14 protein-coding genes are annotated in these 19,026 nt (G+C 70.2%); 6 read left to right on the plus strand and 8 right to left on the minus strand.

Going from position 1 to position 19,026, the window contains the following annotated elements; all coding sequences use genetic code 11:
- Window positions 1-5 precede the first annotated feature (5 nt).
- Complete coding sequence (locus KEG57_RS26820; protein ID WP_272425331.1) at window positions 6-1,079, minus strand: HAD family hydrolase; 1,074 nt, start codon at window positions 1,077-1,079, stop codon at window positions 6-8.
- On the minus strand, window positions 1,076-3,793 hold the full coding sequence (locus KEG57_RS26825) for a protein kinase domain-containing protein (protein ID WP_272425330.1): 2,718 nt from the start codon (window positions 3,791-3,793) through the stop codon (window positions 1,076-1,078). The genes KEG57_RS26820 and KEG57_RS26825 overlap by 4 nt, the downstream gene beginning before the upstream one ends.
- A gap of 109 nt (window positions 3,794-3,902) precedes the next feature.
- Here KEG57_RS26825 and KEG57_RS26830 point away from each other — a divergent pair, with 109 nt between their 5' ends.
- A complete protein-coding gene (locus KEG57_RS26830; RefSeq protein ID WP_272458888.1) occupies window positions 3,903-5,300 on the plus strand; it encodes a cyclic di-GMP-binding domain-containing protein, MshE-related in 1,398 nt (465 codons plus the stop codon).
- A gap of 124 nt (window positions 5,301-5,424) precedes the next feature.
- Here the strand turns inward: KEG57_RS26830 and KEG57_RS26835 are convergent, their stop codons facing one another.
- The 4 genes from KEG57_RS26835 to KEG57_RS26850 form a co-directional block, all read right to left on the minus strand.
- Entirely contained in the window at window positions 5,425-6,597 is a 1,173-nt protein-coding gene (locus KEG57_RS26835) for a CaiB/BaiF CoA transferase family protein (RefSeq protein ID WP_272425328.1), read from the minus strand.
- 107 nt (window positions 6,598-6,704) lie between these two features.
- On the minus strand, window positions 6,705-7,040 hold the full coding sequence (locus KEG57_RS26840) for an SCP2 sterol-binding domain-containing protein (RefSeq protein ID WP_272425327.1): 336 nt from the start codon (window positions 7,038-7,040) through the stop codon (window positions 6,705-6,707).
- Window positions 7,041-7,168: 128 nt separating this feature from the next.
- A complete protein-coding gene (locus KEG57_RS26845; protein WP_272425326.1) occupies window positions 7,169-8,230 on the minus strand; it encodes an IMP dehydrogenase in 1,062 nt (353 codons plus the stop codon).
- Between the two features lie 228 nt (window positions 8,231-8,458).
- A complete protein-coding gene (locus tag KEG57_RS26850; RefSeq protein WP_272425325.1) occupies window positions 8,459-10,963 on the minus strand; it encodes a heavy metal translocating P-type ATPase in 2,505 nt (834 codons plus the stop codon).
- A gap of 226 nt (window positions 10,964-11,189) precedes the next feature.
- On the opposite strand from KEG57_RS26850, the gene rplC reads away from it, so the two are divergent.
- From rplC to KEG57_RS26865, 3 genes are read left to right on the plus strand one after another with little or no spacing between them, the layout of a single operon-like run.
- On the plus strand, window positions 11,190-11,855 hold the full coding sequence (gene rplC / locus KEG57_RS26855; protein ID WP_272425324.1) for a 50S ribosomal protein L3: 666 nt from the start codon (window positions 11,190-11,192) through the stop codon (window positions 11,853-11,855).
- Between the two features lie 13 nt (window positions 11,856-11,868).
- Entirely contained in the window at window positions 11,869-12,480 is a 612-nt protein-coding gene (locus KEG57_RS26860) for an SAM-dependent methyltransferase (protein WP_272425323.1), read from the plus strand.
- Window positions 12,477-13,049, plus strand: coding sequence for a gamma-glutamylcyclotransferase (locus KEG57_RS26865; RefSeq protein ID WP_272425322.1), 573 nt, complete (start codon window positions 12,477-12,479; stop codon window positions 13,047-13,049). Before KEG57_RS26860 ends, KEG57_RS26865 begins: the two co-directional genes overlap by 4 nt.
- Here the strand turns inward: KEG57_RS26865 and KEG57_RS26870 are convergent.
- On the minus strand, window positions 13,031-13,963 hold the full coding sequence (locus KEG57_RS26870) for a DUF4388 domain-containing protein (RefSeq protein ID WP_272425321.1): 933 nt from the start codon (window positions 13,961-13,963) through the stop codon (window positions 13,031-13,033). The genes KEG57_RS26865 and KEG57_RS26870 overlap by 19 nt on opposite strands.
- A 146-nt stretch (window positions 13,964-14,109) precedes the next feature.
- Here KEG57_RS26870 and kdd point away from each other — a divergent pair, with 146 nt between their 5' ends.
- Both kdd and KEG57_RS26880 read left to right on the plus strand, forming a co-directional pair.
- The gene (gene kdd / locus KEG57_RS26875; RefSeq protein WP_272425320.1) at window positions 14,110-15,153 is read left to right on the plus strand and encodes an L-erythro-3,5-diaminohexanoate dehydrogenase; all 1,044 of its coding nucleotides are present in this window, start codon (window positions 14,110-14,112) and stop codon (window positions 15,151-15,153) included.
- A 29-nt stretch (window positions 15,154-15,182) separates the two neighbouring features.
- Complete coding sequence (locus tag KEG57_RS26880; RefSeq protein ID WP_272425319.1) at window positions 15,183-16,877, plus strand: formate--tetrahydrofolate ligase; 1,695 nt, start codon at window positions 15,183-15,185, stop codon at window positions 16,875-16,877.
- On the opposite strand, the gene KEG57_RS55730 is transcribed toward KEG57_RS26880, so the two are convergent.
- On the minus strand, window positions 16,861-18,999 hold the full coding sequence (locus tag KEG57_RS55730; protein ID WP_272425318.1) for an ATP-binding protein: 2,139 nt from the start codon (window positions 18,997-18,999) through the stop codon (window positions 16,861-16,863). The genes KEG57_RS26880 and KEG57_RS55730 overlap by 17 nt on opposite strands.
- Window positions 19,000-19,026: the final 27 nt, after the last annotated feature.

The following is a 19,026-nucleotide window of genomic DNA, read 5'->3' on the forward strand; positions in this document are numbered from 1 at the left end:
CTCGACTACCGCCGCGTCCTCGGGTTGTGGACGGCGACCATCGCGCGGTAGTCGAGCGCCTTCTCCGAACGCGAGACGGGCGGGCGCAGGTCGGGGAGCATGTGCTCGAGGCTCTGCACCATCGCGCCGAGCTCGCTCGCCGACGCAGCGCGGCCCTGCGTGAGCTCGCGGTAGGCCTCGGCGATCGCGGGGATGCCGCGGCCGGAGACGTGGCCGCGGCGCGAGAGGTCGAGGTAGCTCCGGCCGAGCGCAGCGCCGTCGAAGTTGTGAGACGCGACGAGGTCCTGCGCGACACGCAGCACGGCGCGATCCGGGATGCGGCCGTCCTCGTGCAGGACGAAGGCAGCCTGCAGGTAGTTGTAGAACGGGACGACGCGCGCGCCGTAGAGGCGGAAGTCCGACGGCGACGACTGCCGATCGAGGTGAATCAGGATGCGCTCGACGACAGGGCCCTTCTCGACGTAGCCGGCGAAGCGGACCGCATCGAGGATCGTGTCCTCGTACGCGCCGCCCGCGCGCATGATGTCGACGAGCTCGTCGGGCTTGACGTGGCCCTCGCACACGTCGGCATAGAGCGAGTAGACGAACGCGTCGGCCTCGGCGTCGTCGCCGAGCAGGACCTCGCGCACGAGATCACCGTCGTCGTCGCGCACGGAGCCGAGCTCGCAACGGCGACGGAGGAGCGCCGGCAGCTTGTAGCCGAGCTGGCCACGCAGCGCGCGGAAGCGCAGGCGCAGGATGTTCTGGAGGTTCGGCTTGAGCGTGAGCGAGGCCCAGCGCGCGCCGTCGAGGCGGAGCTTCTGCTCGATGCGCGTGCGGAGCTGCTCGGGGCTGCCGGAGAGGATGTGGATCTCCACGCCCGCGCGGCCGAGCTCGCGGAGGAGCGCCGCCGCGCCGGGGACCGTGCGCTTCTGATCGGGGCGCTCGATCGCGGTGCGGACGAGGTCGCGCACCGTGTCGAAGTCGGTACGTAGATAGGTCTTGTCGAGGTCCCAGCGCGCGACGAAGGGACGAGACGCGCCGCGCGGGGCGGAGGTTCCGGGCGCGGGGCCCTCGGGGACCACGCGTCGCTCGTTCACCCCGCGTTCCATTCGGCACGCATGCGCTCGAGGGAGCCCATGAGATCACTCGACCCGAGCGTTCGCGCGAGGTCGAGCGACTGATTCAGAAAAGCGAGCGATTCCTTCGCGCGCCCGCGCTCGTGCGCGACGAAGGCGAGCGCCGCGAGCAGGCGCGCGCGCTCGATGCCACCCGCGGCAAGATCGAGCGCTTCGCGCAAGACGCCGTCGGCGTCGGTCAGCGCGGAGGCGCGGGCGAGTGCCTCGCCGAGCTTGCGGCTGAAGATGATCACGGCCTTCTCGGGCTCGTCGAGCTCGCCGCGGAAGAGCTCGCGGCGCGCGAGGTCGAGGCCGCGGCGGAGCGCGAGGATGGCCCCCGCGCGGTCCCCACGCTCGCCCGCGCGATCGGCAACCTGCTCGAGGAGCATGAGCGCCTCGAAGGTGTCCTGCGCGTGGGAGGCGTGGAGCGCGCGGACCTCGAGCGGCAAGGGCAGCGGCTCGCCGTCGCGGCCCACGAGCGCGCGCGCGTGGAGGTCCCGGCGGACGGCGACGGGCGTCGTGGCGAGCGCGATCTCGCGGAGGAGCGGGTGCGCCGCGCGGAAGCCACCGAGCTCCTGCTCGATCATGCCCGACGCACGGAGGACGGCGAGCAGCGTGCCCGTGTTGCGATCCGAGGGCAAAAGCCGCTCGATGTCCTCCATCTGCGCGTCGTCGCCGAGCACGGAGACGGACTGGAGCACGCGGCGCGCTTCCGGCGGGAGGCGCTCGATGCGCTGGGCCACGAGATCGCCGAGGCGCGCGGGCGGGTTCGTGCCGCCCTCGGAGGAGAAGCGGAGAAACTGATCGAGGTAGAGCGGCGAGATCGAGCGCCCGCCGCCCTGGCCGAGGGTCGCCGCCATGGGCGGACTCACCATCTGCGAGACGAGGTCGAGCGGGAGACCTTCGAGCACACGCGTGGCGCCTGCCCAGCCAGGATCGAAACCGGGCAGGTGCGTCGAGACGACGAGCAGCGGGTGGATCGGCGGCTCGGCGACGACGTCGGCGAAGGCGTTGCGGCTGGCGCCGTCGACGGCGTGTAGATCGTCGATCGCGAGCAGGACGAGGCGCCCTTCGTTGCTCTCGTGCGCGCGCATGATCGCCCAGCGCAGGGCCTCGGCCGCGGTGAAGCGGCGATCGTCCGGCTGCACGATGCCCGCGGGGGGCTTCGACCACATGTTCACGCTCGGCTGCGGCGCGCTGCGGTCCTTCTTGCCGAAGATGGCCATGAGGCCGGCGCGCGCCTCGGGCGTCGCGCCGCGCCACTCGTGCGGCTCTCCACCGCCGGGCGGCAGCGACGCGAGCGCCACGATCGACTCGCGCAGCACGTGGTAGCCGACGTCGGCGCCCCATGGATCGGGGCGCGTGAGCACGACGAAATCGCCCGCCACGGAGGCGAGGTGGATGAACTCCTGGAGCAGGCGCGTCTTGCCCGAGCCGCCCTCGCCGACGATACGCGCGGTCGCGAGCGTGCGATCGACGTCGAAGCGGAAGCTGTCGAGCCACTCGAGATCACGCTCGCGGCCAACGAACGGCAGCGGCAGCTCGGGCAAGCTCGACATGCGCACGCGCGGCGGCGGGCCCGCGGAGACGGGCGGCGCGATGCGTCGGGGCTGGCTCATGGGCGGCTGAAGCGAGATCCGCGCGCCGCACTCGCCGCAGAACTTCTGGTTGCGCGGCGCGATCGTGCCGCACGACCCGCAGGCAACGCCGGGCTCGTCGGCCGAGGGCGGCGCTCCACGATCGAGCATCGTCGCGGCGGCGCGCAGCGCGATCGTGAACTCGTCGGCCGTCTGGTAGCGGCGACAGACTTCTTTCTCCATCGCGCGAAGGGTCACGTCGACGAGCGAAAGCGGGATGTTGCGCGCCGGCGCGACGTCGAGCGGGTTCGGCGGGGGCACCGTGAGGTGCATCAGCACGACCTGCGTGGGCGACTCGGACTCGAACGGCAGTCGCCCCGTGAGGAGCTGAAAGAGCAGCACGCCGCACGTGTAGAGATCGCTGCGCCCGTCGATCGGATCGCCGCGCCCCTGCTCGGGCGACATGTAGTCGGGGGTGCCGCAGACGATGCCGGGGCTCGTGATGTGCGTGCTCGGCACCTCGCGCATCTTCGCGAGGCCGAAATCGACGACCTTCACGAAGTCGCCGCCCGTGCGCATCGGCTCGAGCACCACGTTCTCGGGCTTCAGATCGCGGTGGATGATCCCGAGGTGGTGCGCTTCCGCGAGGCCCGCGAGGACCTGGCACATGACGTCGACGATGCGGCGGAACGGGAGCGGCCCCTCTTCGTAATCGACCCGCGCGAGATCCCGGCCGCGCAGGAACTCCATCACGAGGTAGAGCTGGTTTCCGCTCTTTCCGAAGTCGAAGACGCTGACGATGTTCGGATGGTTCAGCCGACTCGCTGCGCGCGCCTCGGTGATGAAACGGACCGAAGCGCTCTCGTCGCCGAGCAGGTGCGGGTGGATGATCTTGACGGCCACCGTGCGGCCGAGCGCCTTCTGCTCGGCGCGATAGACGCGCCCCATGCCGCCCACGCCGATGAGCTCGAGGATGACGTAGCCGCCGGGCAGCGTCGTGCCGAGCAGCGGATCGTCGGCGCGTGTTTGCAGCTCCGAGATCGGAAAACCGCACACATGACAAAACCGGTGTGCCGGATCGCACGCAGTGGCGCACTGGGGGCAGAGGACATCCGACACGCGCCGCAAGGTACCACGGTCGGGGCCGAGATTGGGCCGGTTCTGTCAAGCGGACGCCGCCCCCCAACAACTGGTAGGTCCGCTCTGCGATCGGCTAACCTGCGGGCCGATGCCAACGCCGCGCCTCCGTCTCGGTCAGCTCCTCGTCGATGCAGGGCTGCTCTCGCAGCAAGACCTCGACGAGGTTCTCGCGCTCCAGAAAACCGACGGGCGACGCCTCGGCACATTGCTGGTGGAGCGAGGGTTCATCAACGAGACCCAGCTCACACAGATCCTCTCGCATCAACTGAGCGTCCCTTGGGTCTCGCTGCTGCACATCGAGTTCTCGCGGCAGCTCTTGAACCTCGTGCCGCACCACGTGGCCGAGCGCTTCTGCGTGGTGCCGATCTACGTGCGCCACGTGCGCGGGCAGGGGCAGACGCTCTACGTCGCGATGGACGATCCCTCGAACGAGGAGGGCCTGCGCGCGTGTGGCGAGCACTCGGGGCTGCCGGTGAAGGCGATGATCGCGCCGCCGAGCGACATCCGGAACGCGATCCGCGTCTACTACGACGTGCAGCCCAGCGCGCCGCCCGCGCCGCTCGCGCAGCTATCGCCCGCCGAGGGCGCGCCCATCGTGGAGCGCGACACGACCCCCGACGGCACGAGGCCCGAAGCCGCGGCCGAGTCGAGCCTCGCCATCGTGGAGACGCCGGCCGTGCCGTTCGCGGCGCCAGCGCCAGCGGAAGGGCCATCGGTCGAGGTCGCGGAAGTCACCGTGAGCTCGTTGGAGGTCCCAGGTTCGGATCCCGATCGCTCGCCGGCAAAGCCGCAGCCGAGCGCAGCGCGCAGCGCGCCGAGGACGCCGCCTCCGCCGACCACGCAGGACGCCGTCACGCTCGCCGAGGCGGCCGCGCTCCCGCCGGCGCGCGGCAAGATGCCCTCGGCGCCCGATGTGCCGCCGCCGCCGACGCTGCCGGATCCGGGCGCGCAGTCGCCGCAGCTCGAAGAGGTCGCCGCGAAGACACGCGTGTCGATCGTGGAGGCGCGGCCCCTGCCGCCGCCGTCGGAGCGGCTGCGGCGGGTGCTCGAACTCACGGATGATTCGCAGCCTCCGACGCTCGACGAGGGCTCCCTGCCGCCGAGCTCGCAGCCGGTGGACACGATCCCCGAGCCGCGAGGCCGCGCACCGCGCATGATCGCGCTGACCTTGCTCGACGGCACGACGATCTCGCTGCCCGCGCCGCGCAAGCAGAAGCAACGCGTGCCGACGCTCGCGCAGCCGTCCGGAGGGCCGTCGGAGGAGGAGCTGCCGCCGTCGACGCTGGGGGCCGAGGACGAGCGCGCCGGGCTCACGGCGCGAGATCTCGTGGCGGCGCTGCGCGCGGTTTGTCACGGCGCGGACGCGAACCAGATCCTGGGGCCGAACCTGCGCTGGGAGGCCATCGCGGCCGCGCTCCTGTCGGTGCTGCTGCGCAAGGGGCTCGTCGCCGACTGGGAGTTCGTCGACGAGCTCAAGAAGATCTGAGGGGGTATTTTGCAGCGTTGCGCCGGGGTTTCACCCCGGGCCCGACCAGGGGCTGTTCGCCCCTGGACCCGAACCAGGGCGCAGCCCTGGACTTTTTATCGACCGCGGTGCGGTCGATGCAAGGTTAGCTGCTCTCGCCTTCGCGGAGGACGCCGGCGCGGGCGAGTTCGTCGATCTCCGCGTCGGAGAAGCCGGCCTCGCGGAAGACCACGCGCGTGTGCTCGCCGGAGCGCGGTGGCGGGGCGAAGGCGACGTCACGCGGCGTGACCGGGAGCCGGATCTGCGGGATGTCTCCACGCGAGCTCGGGATGTCGAAGAAGAGCTCGCGCGCCTTCATGAGCGGATCGTCACGGAGCTCGTTCGGACGCACCACCGGCTCGAGGCAGCAATCATGGCTCGCCGCGATCGCGATCCACTCGTCGCGGGTCTTCTGGGCGAAGGCATTGCGCACCGTGGCCTTGATCTCGGCCTGGTGCGGCCCCGGCAGAAGCGCCTCCATGCGCGGCTCGATCCCAGCCGCGGCGCAGAACGACATCCAGAACTTCGGCTCCAGCGCGCCGAGCGCAAAGGGGTGGCCGTCCTTCGAGACGTACGTGCCATAGGGCGCGATGCCGCCGACGAGCGCGTCGGTGCCGCGGGGCAGCGTCTCGCCCGCAAGCGCGGCGCCGATCGTGGCCGTGGCGAAGCCGAGGATGCCGTCGGTCATCGAGATGTCGAGCACACGCCCCTCACCCGTGCGATCCCGCTCGGCGAGCGCGGCGAGGATCGCGATGACGGACCACATGCCCCCGCTCACGTCGGCGAGCTGGAAGCCGGGCGGCTGCGGCGGGCCATCCTCGGGGCCTTGGGCGCCGAGCAGGCCGCCGCGCGCGAGGTAGTCGATGTCGTGCCCGGCGCGGTGCTTGAGCGGCCCGTCCTGGCCGTAGCCCGTGAGCGCGCAGATGACGAGCTTGGGGAACTTCGCACGGAGCACGTCGTGCCCGAGGCCGAGGCGATCGAGGACGCCGGGGCGGAACTGCTCGAAGAGCACGTCGTACGAGCCGACGAGCCGCTCGAACGCCGCGCGTCCTTCGGGCCGCTTGAGGTCGAGCAACGCGCTGCGTTTGCCGCGGTTCAAGAGCTGGAAGGCCGCGGACTCGCCGGCGACTGCGGGCGGCATGTGCCGGAGGTAATCGCCGCCGGCAAGGTCCTCGATCTTGTCCACGGTGGCGCCGAGATCGGCGAGCACGAGCGTCGCGAAGGGGCCGGGCAAGAGCCGCGAGAGATCCAGGATCCGTTTGCCGACGAGAGGGCGCATGCGTTTTCCTTATGAGGTCAAAAGAAATGAACGGCAGATGAAAAGAAGGCCGGCGGCCCTCGGATGGATCCGAGCACGCGCCGGCCTCTTCCCGGGCTCGGGATCGATCAGAGCTCGAAGAGCTTGTTCAGCTTCATCCCGAGCGCCGGGTTGCCGACCATCTTGAGCTTGCCGGCGAAGTAGAGCTGCATGCCGTTCGCCTGCGGGTTCTCGTAGAGCTTCTGGAAGTCGCTCGACGCGATGGTGACGACCAAGTCGGCGCCGCCGGGGTTGCCCGCCTGGGAGCTCGGGCCCGTGGCCGTCAGGTCGAGGAACCACTCGCCGCCGCCCTCGCCCGTGACGACGAACTGGTACTTGCCGCCGATCGCCTTCGCCCCGTCGGGGTTCTTGGCGATCTTCGCGGGGACTTCTTCGTTGAAGAGCTTCTGAATGTCGACGGCCATGGGTGCCTCCGGGCAGCGATGCGCCGATGTCGCCGGCGCGTTCTAGCGTTGGCCGGGTGTAGCCGCGAGCGACGTGCCGCGTCAAGCGGCGGCGAAGACAATGGTTTGGCGGCAAAATTGCGCTTCGACTACGCGCGCGCCCGAGACGGCTGCTGCGAAGCGCGCGGGGCCCTGTCGAGGGCCGATCGCACGGGCAAGACGAAGAGCCGATCGATCGCGACCCGCGCATCGCGAGGCGGCGGCTCCTCGGGCGGCGCCTGCATCAGGCGCAGATCACGCAGGAGGGTGCGATCGAGGTCGCTCTCCTCGCCGAACTCGTAAGGCAGGATGGAGGGCAAGAGCGCGACGAGCACAGCCTCGCTCCCGCCCTGCCGGATCGACGTTCCTTGGTACACGGCGACGGCCTGACCAAAGGCCTCCTGGAAAACGAAGGGTCGCCACTCGAGGGGCGCGGTGAGGTCGAAGCGGCGCTCGCCCACCACGAGCTCGCGGCCATCGAGCGTGAGCGGCGCGCCCCGCGCATCCGAGAGGACGAGGCGCTCGACGCACGAGGGATCGAGCTCCTCGACGGCGAACACGAGCGCCGCGAAGTCGGAGGGCAAGAGCTCGAGCGGCGCGCCGTCGGGGCCGAGAGCCTCGAGCGCGGCGTCGTCGCCGACCGCGGTGAACGCGCGATCGAAGAGCGCCCCGAGTCCGCGGCGTGCCGTGCCTTCGAACGTCGATCCCACGTAGAAGAGGCCTTCCGGCGAGCTCCACACGGCGACCATCCGATCCCGCTTCGCGCTGGTCACGAGCGTCATGCCGAAGGGTTCGCCGAGGGGCACGACGTTCTGCGGCGGCCCGCTCTCCGGCTGGAAGAAGAGCCCGTGGCCGTCGACGCAGATGCCACGCGACGCGGCCTTGTCGCTCGAACGCCTGCGTGATCCGCGCACGTAAAGCGCGATCGCCGCCGCCACGAGCACGAGCGGCACGGCCACGCGGAGCACGATGTTCTGCGCGACCGCGAGCACGACGAGCGCGACGAGCACGAGCGGCAAGGCTCCGTCCCGGGAGGCGGCCTTCGTCTCGCCTTCGCCCGGGGTGATCGCCGAGAACGAACGCGCGCTTTTTCCAGGTCCGCCCCACCTTCCGTCGGCGTGGTGCGACAAGGGCATCCCGCGCGTGCGCGGCGCACCCTCCCGCGGGGACACGCGCGTCCTCGTCGTATCCCTCGGGCTCGCGGCTCCGTTGCGATTGCGCTCGCTTGCCATCGAACCTCCCGGCGGCAGGCGCGTCGCCCCTCGCAGAGCGTAGCACTCCGATTGCCGTACGGGAGGGGGTTGGCGCAGCCCAAGCGGCGATGCAAGCGCACGCTCTTTCCAGGACGGCCTGGGCTTTCCCGGCTCGGGGCCTGGGAAGCGAGCGACCGACGCTTTGCGTCAGAGGCGCGTGGAGCGCAGACGGAGCGCGTTCGTGATGACCGAAACGCTGCTCAGGCTCATGGCGGCGCTCGCGATCATAGGGCTCAGGAGGAGGCCGAAGAAGGGGTAGAGGACCCCGGCCGCGAGCGGCACGCCGAGGCCGTTGTAGACGAAAGCGAAAAAGAGGTTCTGGCGGATGTTCTTCATCGTCGCCCGCGAGAGGCGCCGCGCCCGCACGATGCCGCGCAGATCGCCGCGCACGAGCGTGACGCCCGCGCTCTCCATCGCGACGTCGGTGCCCGTGCCCATCGCGATCCCGACGGCGGCCCGCGCGAGGGCCGGCGCGTCGTTCACGCCGTCGCCGGCCATGGCCACGACCTTGCCGTTCTTCGTGAGGCGCTCGACGACAGCGCTCTTCTGATCGGGAAGGACCTCGGCTTCGACTTCCGTGATGCCGAGCTCGCGCGCGACGGCCTCGGCCGTCGTGCGGCTGTCGCCCGTGAGCATGACGATCGTGAGGCCCTCTTCGCGCAGCGCGGCGAGCGCCTCTTTCGCCGAGCTCTTGATCGGATCGGCCACGCCCACGAGCCCGAGGACGCGCCCACCGCGCGCCACGAACACCACGGTTTGTCCACGCACGCGCAGTGCCTCGGCGCGCGCGAGAGCCGCGGCGCTCTCGATCGAGAGCTCCTCGAGCAGGCGCGCGTTTCCGAGCGCGGCCGGCTCGCCCTCGACGATGCCCGTCACACCGCGGCCCGTGAGCGATCGGAAGCTCGTGACGGCCGCGAGATCGAGGCCTCGTTCCTTTGCAGCCCCAAGGATCGCCGAGGCAAGCGGGTGCTCGCTGCCGCGCTCGAGGCTCGCCGCGACGCGGAGCACGGTCGCTTCGTCGGCGCCGTCGAGCGGCACGATCGAGGCCACGGCGGGTTTGCCCTCGGTGAGCGTGCCCGTCTTGTCCACGACGAGCGTGTCCACGCGCTCCAGCGCTTCGAGCGCCTCCGCGTTCTTGACGAGCACGCCCGCCGACGCGCCGCGCCCCGTGCCCACCATGATCGACATCGGCGTCGCGAGGCCGAGCGCACAGGGGCAAGCGATGATGAGCACCGCGACCGCGTTGAGCAGCGCGTACGCGAGGCGCGGCTCCGGGCCGACGAGCGCCCACACCACGAACGTGACGGCAGCCGTGAGCACGACGGCCGGAACGAACCACGCGCTCACGACGTCGGCGAGGCGCTGGATCGGCGCGCGCGTCCGCTGCGCCTCGCCCACCATCCGCACGATCTGCGCGAGCAAGGTCCCCTGCCCCACGCGCTCGGCGCGCATCACGAAGCCGCCCGCGCCGTTTACCGTCCCGCCCGTCACGCGATCGCCGACGTCTTTTTCCACCGGGATCGGCTCACCCGTGACCATCGACTCGTCGACGGAGCTCTTGCCTTCGAGCACGACGCCATCGACGGGGACACGTTCGCCCGGTCGCACGCGCAGCCGATCGCCCACGGCGACGACCTCGATCGGCACGTCCTCCTCGACGCCGTCGCCGACCCGCCGCGCGTTTCGCGGGGCGAGGCCGAGCAGCGCGCGGATCGCGCCCGAGGTGCGGCTGCGCGCGCGAAGCTCGAGGACCTGCCCGACCAGAACGAGCGTGACGATCACCGCCGCGGCCTCGAAGTAGACGGGCACCTCGCCGCCGTGCCCGCGGAACGACGCGGGGAACATCGAAGGCGCGATCGTGGCCGCGACGCTGTAGACGTAGGCCGTCCCCGTGCCGATCGCGATCAGCGTGAACATGTTGAAGCGGCGGGTCACGAGCGACGTCCACCCGCGCTCGAAGAACGGCCATCCGCCCCAGAGGACCACGGGCGTCGCGAGCACGAGCTCGATCCAGCGCTGATGCGGCAGCACGTGCGACCAGCGCCACCCGGGCATCAGCATCGGCGCCATCGCGAGGACGAGCAGCGGCAGCGAGAGCGCGGCCGAGATCCAGAGCCGCCGCGTCATGCTCTCGAGCTCGGGGTTCGGCGGCTCCTCTGCGGTCAGGATCGCCATCGGCTCGAGCGCCATGCCGCAGATCGGGCAGGATCCTGGTTTGTCCTGCCGGACCTCGGGATCCATCGGGCAGGTGTAGATCGTGCCCACGGGGAGCACGGCGGCCGGCGCCGGGACCCTTTCCACGACCTTCGGCGCGAGGAACTTCTCCGGATCTGCCGCGAATTTCTCCCGGCAACGCGGGTTGCAGAACCAGTACGTCGTGCCGGTGTGCTCGTGGTGACCGCCCTTGGCCGCCCCGGGCGTCACCATCATCCCGCACACCGGATCCTTCACCTTGGCGGGCGCAGAGGCCTGTTCTTCAACCTTCGGTGCGAGGAACTTCTCCGGATCTGCCGCGAACTTCTCCCGACAACGCGGGTTGCAGAACCAGTACGTCGTGCCGGCGTGCTCGTGCTGGCCGCCCTTGGCCGCCCCGGGCGTCACCATCATCCCGCACACCGGATCCTTCACCTTGGCCGGTGCTTCGTCGTTCACCCCACCCTCCATGTTCTCCCCGGCGGGGTTTGCCAACAAAAAACCTTTCCCTTTGGATCTTCCTGGGTAGACTCCCCGCCCCCCGACTCGCCTGGTGCTCGTTCACCCCGGTTTCTGCGCTTCGAACCGGCCTTCGCCAAGCAGGCGAAAGATGCGACGAGGGACTCGCGACTCTCGCGAACACAGCCGGACAAACCCCAGAAGAAGCGCGGATGGTGGCATCGAGATGAACACGAACCTTGGCATCCTCGGCAAGAAGATCGGGATGACTCAGATCTTCGACGAGAAGGGCGAGGTCCTTCGCTGCAGCGTGGTGCAGGCGGGCGGCGTCGTGATCGGCAAGCGGACGGTGGAGAAGGACGGCTACAGCGCCCTCATCGTCGGCCTCGGCGAGCGCAAGGAGAAGCACACGAAGAAGCCCTTGCTCGGCGCGTACCGCAAGAGCCAGCAGACGCCGAAGCGCATCGTGCGCGAGCTCCGCGTGACGGCCGAGGACGCCGCGAAGTTCGAGATCGGTCAGAAGATCGGCGTCGATCAGGTCTTCCAGGTCGGCCAGATCGTCGACGCGCAGGGCACGTCCCGCGGCCGCGGCTTCACCGGCGTCGTGCGCCGCTGGAACTTCGCCGGCGCCGTGCAGACGCACGGTACGCACGAGTATCGCCGTCACGGCGGCTCGATCGGTACGAACATGACCCCCGGCCGCACGCTGCCCGGCCTCAAGATGCCCGGCCACTACGGCGCGGAGACCGTGAGCGCGCTCAACCTGAAGATCGCGAAGCTCATCCCCGAGGAGGACCTCGTCCTCATCGAGGGCGCGGTCCCGGGCGCGCGGAACGGCATCGTCCTCGTCCGCGGCGCCGTGAAGAAGAAGAACGGCGGCAAGAAGGCCTGATCGCCATCTCCTCGTGAGCGCGAAGGGCAAAAACCCGTACCGGAAGCCTGACACCTTCACCAAAGCGGCGAAGGCGCAAGGGTTTCCGGCGCGGAGTGTCTTCAAGCTCGAGGAGATCGATCGCCGGGTACGTCTCCTGCGACCCGGGCAGCGGGTGCTCGATTTGGGCGCCGCTCCCGGGTCGTGGTCCATGTACGCCGCGCAGAAGATCGGCTCGAAAGGGCATCTGCTCGCCGTGGATCTCTCGGAGATCCGGCAAGCCTTCGGCCCCAACGTGACCGTCGTGCAAGGCGACGCGCTCTCGCTCACGAACGATGCCCTCGCGCAGTTCGCGCCGTACGACGTGGTGCTGAGCGACATGGCGCCCGCGACCACGGGCAGCAAGGCCGCGGACCAGTGGCGGAGCTACGAGCTCTTCGATCGCGCGGTCTCGGTGGCCGAGGCGCTCGGCGCGCCCGGCAGCGCCTTCGTCGGCAAGCTGTTCATGAGCGAAGAGTTCCAGAAGGCGCGCGAAAGGCTGCGCTCGCTCTACGACGAGGTGCGCGTGATCCGGCCCGAAGGCACGCGCAGCGTGAGCTCCGAGGTCTTCCTCGTGGGGCTCGGCCGGAAAAAAGCAGCGCCGTGAGCGTGTGGATCTTCGGCTACGGCTCGCTCCTCTGGCGGCCCGGATTTCCGTACGTCGAGGCGAAGGCCGCGCGGGTCGCAGGTTTGTCGCGACGACTCGAACAAGGCTCGCCCGATCATCGCGGCACGCCCGAACGGCTCGGCCGCGTGGCGACGCTCGTCCCCGCGCCCAACGCGCACGTGGGCGGACTCGTGTACGCGCTCGCGCCCGCGGAGGCGGACGCGATCCTCGCCGCACTCGATGAACGCGAGCAGGGCGGTTACGACCGCGTCGCGGTCCGCGCGGAGCTTCACGGGGAGGCTGCGGCGAACGAGGGAATGACGACGATCGAGGCGATCACCTGGATCGCGCGCCCCGGAAACCCGTGGCACCTCGGGCCTGCACCGTTCGAGACGATGGTCGCCGACGTGCTCGAAGCGCGCGGGCCGAGCGGGACGAACGTGGAGTACGTGCTGCGCCTCGCGGAGACGCTCACGGCGCTCGGCTTCGAGGACGATCACGTCTCCTCGCTGGCCGAGGCGGTGCGCGCCGCGCTCGTGGCTCCTCCGCGTTACTCGACGCGCACGTAACCGGACGAGATCAGCTTCAGGAGCGTGCGCCCCGTGTCGAGATCACTCGCGGGGCTCTTGTCCATGACCACGTGCATCTCCGCGTGGTTCCACACGGCCTGCAGCACGTCGAGCTCCATCGGCGAGAGATCGCGGATGAGCGGCTTCAGCGGGAGCGCGACCGAGAGCTGCGCGTTTTTCCCGGGCAGCTTGTGCTTGATGGCGTTGTGCTCGTCGAGCTGACGGAGCCCTTCCATCAGGAGCTCCTGCACGGACACGTCAACCTGATCCTTCGGCAAGACCTCGTCGGGCGGCTCGAAGTCGAACGTGCCGCTTCCCCACGAGAGGATGCGGTACGCGGCCTTGAGCGGCGGCAAATCCGCGCTGTCGTCGAGCGCCGCGTGGATGATCGTGCCCTTCGAGAGGTGGATCTTGCCGACCTCGTCGTCGGTGCGGATCACGAGCAGGCCCGTCTTCTTCGACGAACCGAGGAGCTGCAGAAGATCGGGCAGCGGGATCTCGTCGATCGCGCCGGACATGCTGCGCGTCGGCGAGCGGCCCGAGGGCGGCAGCTCGCTGCGCTTGGGCAGGCGGATCCCGGGCGACGAGACCTCGGCGACGACGACCTTCAGGATGTTCGTGCCGATGAGGACACGATCCCCTTCCTTGAGTGTCGCGCGCTTGATGCGCTCGCCGTTGACGAAGGTGCCGTTCGTCGAGCCGAGGTCCTCGATCGTGATCGGGTCGCCGACCGCGATGCGCGCGTGCTTGCGCGAGACCATGTCCTCCACGAGGACCATGTCGAGATCGCTCGAGCGCCCGACGATGATCTCCTTCTTGTCCTCCAGGAGGAACTCTCCGCCCTGGTATTTGCCGGAGATGAAGCGCAGCGCGAGCCTCCGCGGCGGCGACACCTTGGGCAGTTGGCTTTCCATGCTCGGCCGAAAGATTCGCGGAGGGCGCAGGATACGCCCGCTTCGTCCTTGAAACTTTAGGGTTTGAGGCCTGCGAGGGTCAAGCGTTCCTCGCGGGATCCCCCCCGCGCCTTCCGCCCGGCGAAAGGCGTGATAAGGGAGCGCTCGTGACAACGCTTGCCGGAGACCCCCTCGGGACCCACCGCGTGCTCGCGCCGAAAGGTGCGCTCCCCCAGCCAGCCGAGCGGCTCGACAACGATCTTTCCAAGGTCTACGCGACCGAGATCGTCGTCGACGTCCAGACGCTCAACGTCGACGCCGCGAGCTTCCGGCAGATGGAAGAGGCCTCCGGCGGAAATCCCGACGGCGTCGCCGCGCTCGTCCTGGAAACCGTAAAGCGACGCGGCAAGCAGCACAATCCGGTCACCGGCTCCGGCGGCATGCTGCTCGGCGTCGTGGAGCGCGTCGGCGATCTCGCGGCAGCGCGCGGCTTCGTCCCGGGCGACCGCGTCGCCACGCTCATCTCGCTCTCGCTCACGCCCCTCTGGCTCGATCGCGTGCTCGCGGTGCGCCCCGCCTCCGCGCAACTCGACGTCGTCGGCAAGGCCGCCGTCTTCCTCACGGCGCCGATCGCGCGCATCCCGACGGATATGCCCGAGCGGCTCGTCCTCGCCTTGCTCGACGTGGCCGGCGCCGCGCCGCAGGTCGCTCGCCTCTGCGGACCTGGCGACAGCGTCGTCGTGCTCGGCGCGGGCGGCAAATCGGGCCTGCTCTGCGCGGCCGAGGCGCGCCGCCGCGTCGGCGATACGGGCAAGGTGATCGGCATCGAGTCCTTCCCCGCGTACGCCGACGATCTGCGCGCGCTCGGGATCTGCGATCACGTCGCGACGCTCGACGCGCGCGATCCGCTCGCCGTACGAGACGCGGTCGCGCCTCTGACCGAAGGCCGCGGCGCGGACCTCGTGCTCTCGTGCGTGAACGTCCCTGGCGTCGAGCTCGCCGCGATCCTCGCGGCCCGCGATCGCGGCAAGGTCTACTACTTCGCGATGAGCACGAGCTTCACGGCCGCCGCCCTCGGCGCCGAGGGGATCGGCCGCGACGTGGACCTCTTCATCGGCAACGGCTACGCCCACGATCACGCCGAGCACACGCTCTCCCTCGTGCGCGGGAGCCGCCCGCTCCACGACCTCATGCAACGCCGTTACACCTGACGCCTGCGCTGCAGGCACCGAGGAGGCCCGTGACCCTTACGCAGAGCGCTTTGCCCATCGGACCCCAGGGGATCCTCGACGTCGCGCGCGAGCTCGGCGTGTCCGAGGATCACGTCGAGCCGTACGGCCGCAACAAGGCGAAGATCGATCTCGCCGCCCTCACGCGCCCCGCTGCGGGCGCAGGCCGCCTCGTGCTCGTCTCCGCCATCAACCCGACGCCCGCGGGCGAAGGCAAGACGACGACGTCGATCGGACTCGCGATGGGCATGCGGCGCCTCGCGAAACGCGCCGTGCTTTGCCTGCGCGAGCCCTCGCTCGGCCCGGTCTTCGGCGTGAAGGGTGGTGGGACGGGCGGCGGACGCGCGACGCTCGTGCCCGCCGACGACATCAACCTGCACTTCACGGGCGACATCCACGCGATCTCCACCGCGCACAACCTCCTGTCCGCGATGGTCGACAACGCGTGTCACTTCAACACGTCCTTCGGTGAAAAAGGCGCGATCGATCCGCGCCAGGTGACGTGGGGCCGCGCGCTCGACATGAACGACCGCGCGCTGCGCAACGTGATCGTCGGCCTCGGCCGCAAGGCCGATGGCGTGCCGCGGCAGGATCGCTTCGACATCACGGCCGCGAGCGAGGTCATGGCGATCGTGGCGCTCGCCGACGGGCCCGAAGATCTCGAGCGGCGTCTCGGTCGCATCGTCATCGGCCAGAGCACGAGCGGCGCGCCGATCACGGCGGACGACGTGGGCGCCGCCGCGGCGATGACCGCGCTCCTGCGCGACGCGATCAAGCCGAACCTCGTGCAAACCGACGAGGGCGGCCCAGCTCTCGTGCACGCCGGCCCCTTCGCGAACATCGCGCACGGATGTTCCTCGGTCCTCGCGACGCGCCTCGGCCTTCTCTCGGGCGACTACGTGATCACGGAGGCGGGCTTCGGCTTCGACCTCGGCGGCGAGAAGTTCCTCGACATCAAATGCCGGACGATGGGCGTCTTCCCGCGCGTGCTCGTCCTCGTGGCCACACTGCGCGCCCTCAAGATGCACGGCGGCGCGCCGGTGAAGCGCGCGGCGGAGCCCGACGCGAGGGCGCTCGAGCTCGGCCTCACGCACCTCGACAAACATCTCGACTCGGCCGCGTTCTTCGGCCTGCCCGTCGTCGTGTCGATCAACGTCTTCCCGAACGACACGCAAGAAGAGCTCGCCCTCGTCGAGGCGGCCATGCTGCGCCGCGGCGTCCGCGCGGTCCGCTGCGAAGGTTTTCTGCGAGGCGGCGAGGGCGCCCTGGAGCTTGCCGAGGCCGTCGCGAGCGCCGCCGACGCGACCGACGCCGCGCCGCCCGCGCCCCGCTTCGTCTACGACCTCGCCGAGCCCCTGCGGGACAAGATCACGAAGATCGCCCGCACGATCTACGGCGCGGACGGCGTCACCTTCACCGCGGCCGCCGAGCGCGACGCCCGCCGCATCGAAGAGCTCGGCCACGGCGGCGTGCCCGTCTGCATGGCAAAAACCCAGCTCTCGCTCTCCGACGATCCCGCGCTCGTTGGACGCCCAACGAACTTCCAGGTCACCGTACGCGAGATCCGCCTGAGCGCCGGCGCGGGCTTCGCCGTCGCGCTCACCGGCGACATGATGACCATGCCGGGCCTGCCACGTGAGCCCTCCGCCTTGCGGGTCAAACTCCTGCCCACCGGCAAGATTCGCGGCCTCATGCAGAACGACTGAGCGGCGTCGGCGTCGAGGACGGCGCCCCGAGCGCGTCCATCGCCGCCGGCAGGATCACCGCGAACGTCGACCCTTTGCCCTCATACGATCGCACCTCGATGCGCCCGCCCGCGCCCTGGGCGATACGCTGGCTGATCGCGAGCCCGAGCCCCGTGCCCTTCTCCTTCGTGGAGAAGAACGGGAGGAAGATGTTCTCCAGCACCTTCTGCGAGATGCCCGGCCCGTTGTCCGCGACCGTGAGCTCGACGAAGGGCTCGTCGGCCATCCCCGTCCCCGAACGTGTGGTCCCGCGGCCGAGCCGCACGCGCGTCGACACCGTGATCTTCCCCCGCCCCTTCATGGCCTGCGCCGCGTTCCGGTAGAGGTTCATGAGCACCTGCCGGAGCTTCTCCGGATCGATCGCGACGCGCGGCAGGCTCGAACCGAGGTTCATCTCCACCGTCAGATCTTGGTTCGCGCGTTCGGTCGAGAGCACCTGCAACGTGCGGCGCACGACGGCGTTCACGTCTGTCGGCACCACCGCGCCTTGGTTCGCGCGCGCGAGATCGAGGACCGAACCGACGACCCGATCGAGCCGCTCGACCTCTTCGAGGATGATGCCGATGAACTCACGCGACTGCGGATCCGGATCGCGGCCATCGGGCCCGGGCTCCGCGAGGAGCTGCGCCGAGCCCTTGATCGCGCCGAGCGGGTTTCGAATTTCGTGCGCGAGCCCCGCCGCCATCTGCCCGAGCACGGCGAGCCGATCCCGCTCCTTCATCTGCTGGTAGACGCGCGAGTTCTCGATGACCACGCCGACCTGCGTCGCGATCGCGTCGAGCAGCGTGATCTCCTCGGGCGAGAACGCGTCTCGCACGCGCTCGTCGACCACCACGAGCAGCCCCACGATCTCGTCGCCCTCGGCCCGGATCCGCAGGACGACCGCGCCGTCCCGCATGCTCCCGAGCACCGCCGCCGCGCTGAGCACCGCCTCCGACGCGTCCGTCCGCGCGCCCCGCGCCTTGCGCTCGCGCACCTCGCGCTTGAGCTCTTCGAGCGAGAGCGGCCCCACCTCGAGCCGGTCGAGCAGCGCGCGCGCCGTCGCCGCCTCGATCCGCGGCGGCGCGCCCTGGCCGAGCGAAGCGAGCTTGTCGAACCCCGTGCCGTCCGCGTCGCGCAGGTAAATCGCCGTCTTCGTCACGCGCCGCGACTGCTCGAGCGCCGTCATCACGATCGACCCGAGATCGTCGAGCTCGAGCACGTGCACGAGCCGCCGCCGCGCGTCGGCCACGGATTGTTCGAGGTCGAAACGATCCCGGAAGAAGAGCTTCTGGATCTGCTCGGCGACGCGCTCGCGCAGCGGATCGAAGAGGACGAGGATCACGATCGCCGCGAGCACGGCGTTCAGGTACATCGTGTTGAAGCCGCCGATGAACGTGATGAGGACGTAGAAGATCCCCGCGATCAGGAACGCGACGGCCGTGGCGACGAGCAGGCGCGCGAGCATCTCGTAGACGTCGAGCAGCCGCTCGTGGCGGAGCGCTTGCGCCAGGATGAACAGGAACACCACGCTGAGCGCCGCGCCGACGGGCGCGGGGTTCACGCCGAGAAACCACGCGAAATCGGCGACGCTCGCGAGGCCGGCGAGGGCGCCGATGACCACGAGGAAACGGACGCGCCGCTGCGTCGCGCGCGAGCCGCTCCGCGCGCCGCGTTGCCCGAGCTCCCAGAGCCCCGCCGTGAGGAACGCGAAGACGTAGAAGAACACCGCGCCGCGCACGAGCCAAAAGCCCTGCTTTGGGCTCAAGACGAGCAGCACCATGGGGATCGCGAGCACGCCCGCGAGGCGCGGGAGTCGGCTCGGCCGATCCCCCTCGTGCGGGATCATCGCCTCGAAGAGGTGGAGGGCGAACTGCGGCAGGAGCACCGCGAGGATCGCGGTGAAGCGCTCCCAGATCGTCTGCTGGAAGAAGCCGAAGAGTGACTGCGACAGGTACCAGAGGCCGATGTCGCCCGCGAACGCCGCGAAGAGCAGGTGCACGGTGCGCACGCGCCCGCGGAGCAGGATCGAAACGGCGATGACGAGCGCGAGCGCGCCGCAGACGAGCGTGGTCCGGGTCCGGAGATCGATCCCTATCGGCACGACGAGAGCGTAACGCGCCGCCCCGGG

The sequence above is a fragment of the Polyangium jinanense genome (assembly GCF_028435365.1).